Below are 2,718 nucleotides of genomic sequence, written 5' to 3'. Positions count from 1 at the left end.
GTATAGCTTACTCCTTTCCATATAATAAAAAGGAAACAATTATACAAACAGCATCCAAGCCGGAATTTGATGCATGGATGAAAGGTCAAGATGTAAAGTTAAAAATCAAAGGAAAAAGTTATTTTTTTCCTGAGCCACTACCAATTAATAGAGCTAAGTCTTATCTTGTCGAAGGTGATGTTGTTCTGAGGAAAAAACATGAATCAGGTTGGGATTATGTCGTCTATAAATCAACTAAAGGGCGAGAATATTCTGGCTGGATGCCTTGTTCCCTAACTGGAAGCTGTTAAATAATAAAAGAGGTAGGCTTGATTTTTCACATATGATCAGGCCTGCGTCATTTTCCCCAAGTGGATGTAAGTTTTTTTGCCACTGTTATCAGACGTGTATCGTTTTCAAGGGAAAGCTTACATTTGATGAAGAGGGAAACGATGTTGAAAATAGTATTTTATTCTCAAGAACAATCCATTGGCTAGGTAATAGTGAATCTGGCGTAACAATTGGTCGTGGATATGACCTTGGGAATCGTTCCAAAACAGAGCTATACCGTGACTTGTCTGGCTCAGGGGTTCCTGACAATATTGCCTCATTAATATCTAATGGTGCAGGAATGAAAGGGGTTGCAGCATCTAATTTTGTTTCCGCCAACAAATCCTCGACTTTGATTACTCGAAAATCACAATATAAGTTATTCGAAAAAATATATCCTGATTACGTTCTTAGGGCAAAATCCAACTATGAGCGCTGGACTATAGCTCAGCATGTTAATGATGCTAATATTTCAGGCGTATCTATATCTGATAAAACTAATTGGGAAAATTTAGGTAATAAGGTTAAAGATGTTATTGTAGATTTAGTATATCAGGGGTTTACGAAAGGCTCCAAGCCGATGATCTATGGCATGTTAAATGACAGACAAAAATACGCTGATTACATCAGAAATAACCCAACCTTGAGCCAATATGAGCCAGGGCGTAAAAGAGCTAAATACCTGACTGGAGAATAACTGTGAAAAGATTATCTTTTGCTTTATTTCTTATATCATTTAATGCATTTTCAAACACAAATAGTAACTGTGATACTTCTGTGCCAGTTACCTATCTTGCTGCTTGTTATGAAAGTAAATTCAAACAAACTGATACTGAGTTAAACGAAAAATTTAATAATTTAAAATCTACATTGTCATCTAGTGGTTATGATAAATCATCTAAAGAAAAATACTGGAGTCAACTGGTTCAATCCCAAAGGTATTGGATTAAGCTCAGAGATACTCAATGTGACGCAAGAGGCTCTTTCTTTGAAGATAGTTCTGTTGTTCAACTTGTAGAGATTAAAAAGTGTCTTGTGGACGTAACAAAAAACAGAGTGTTTTTTTTGAACGGCGAGATTCAATTCATTAATGATTTACCTTGATAAAAATAAGGGTGGTTAATTTTCAAGGCTATTTTTTGGCTTTTATATGATATTGAAATATAGGGATAGGTTAAAGATGATTTGATCTACCCTGTATAGATTTACATTTAGTGGCCGTCGTCCTTAGCCATCCCTCATATGAGCGAGGTGTGGCAAGGGTTCTGTGGTATGAATATAAAATCTGGGACACCCACCTTTCTGAGCAAGGCGTTGTCAGGTCCATGATCACCTCAGTCGTTTTTAAAGGTCAGTGATGACGCAGGGGAGGCGGCTCCCCTGCGAAGAATAAGAAAATCTGGGACATCCACCATTTTTGTTCATATCCGCCACACCGGTGAACAGCCGCAGGCGCTGGAAGAAGAGGGCGGCAGTGGCCCTAATGCAAGTCAGTTAAGAGAGTTTGAGTCCCAACCCGCGAGGTATAAGGGCTAAAGAGTGAGGGAGGCATGATGCCACCCTCTTTTTATTGGATGTCAGTCAGGGCAAAGGTTTCAGCCAAATTGACGCTGTAACCATAGCACCGCTCCTGCTATTCAAAATTTCGAATATTAAGTCATGAAAGTGCTTAACTGACTGGCATTACGGCAGCGGCCCGACCGTTTACCACAACGAATTTGGCGTAGTGAAAGCGAGCACCACCTGGCGCGCCCGGATTGGCAGCCCAGAGGCACCCCACAAGCCAATGGTCGACGGCCCGCAAATCGCGATAGTGGTGGGCCCCGAGGGGGAAGAGATTTACTGCGACGAGCACGGCCGGGTAAAACTGCAATTCCCGTGGGACCGCTACGGCAGCTCCAACGACCAGAGCTCCTGCTGGGTGCGGGTGAGTCAGGGTTGGGCAGGCGGCCAGTACGGCATGATGGCCATTCCCCGTATTGGCCACGAGGTCATCGTGAGCTTTTTGGAAGGGGACCCCGACCAGCCCATCGTCACCGGTCGTACCTATCACGCCACCAACCGACCGCCGTATGAGCTGCCAGCCAACAAGACCCGCACCGTGCTGCGCACCGAGACTCATCAGGGTGAAGGCTTCAACGAGCTGCGTTTCGAAGACCAGGCGGGTCAGGAAGAGATTTACATCCACGGTCAGAAAGACCTGAACGTGCTGATAGAGAACGATGCAGCCTGGCACATCACGCATGACGAGCATCGGGATATCGACAACGAGCGGGTGACCCGCATCAAGGCCAACGACCACCTGACGGTGGAAGGTGAGAAGCGTGACCATATCAAGGCCGACTATTCGCTGACGGTCGATGCATCGCTTCACCAGAAGATTGCACAGGCACTGTTGGTGGAAGCGGG

At 44.3% G+C, this 2,718-nt stretch carries 3 protein-coding genes and 1 pseudogene; all 4 read left to right on the top strand.

Annotated features, from left to right (window positions below):
* Positions 1 to 290 (top strand): hypothetical protein (locus tag AAC083_RS18375; protein ID WP_219927911.1); only part of this gene is annotated, 290 nt, incomplete at its 5' end.
* Positions 266 to 1,006: a pesticin C-terminus-like muramidase gene (locus tag AAC083_RS18370; protein WP_258224762.1), complete on the top strand. Its 741-nt coding sequence runs from the start codon at positions 266 to 268 to the stop codon at positions 1,004 to 1,006. The genes AAC083_RS18375 and AAC083_RS18370, both read left to right, overlap by 25 nt.
* Before the next feature lie 2 nt (positions 1,007 to 1,008).
* Positions 1,009 to 1,413 carry a lysozyme inhibitor LprI family protein gene (locus AAC083_RS18365; protein WP_108537365.1) on the top strand — a complete coding sequence of 135 codons (405 nt, stop codon included), beginning with the start codon at positions 1,009 to 1,011 and terminating at the stop codon, positions 1,411 to 1,413.
* Positions 1,414 to 1,996: 583 nt separating this feature from the next.
* Positions 1,997 to 2,718, top strand: a pseudogene (gene tssI, locus AAC083_RS18360) (type VI secretion system tip protein TssI/VgrG); the annotation flags it as partial.

The organism is Aeromonas sp. HMWF014 (assembly GCF_963878295.1).
In the GTDB taxonomy this organism is placed as follows: domain Bacteria; phylum Pseudomonadota; class Gammaproteobacteria; order Enterobacterales; family Aeromonadaceae; genus Aeromonas; species Aeromonas popoffii.
Note: the sequence above shows the minus strand (reverse complement) of the source record. Positions and strands in the feature narration are given on the sequence as shown.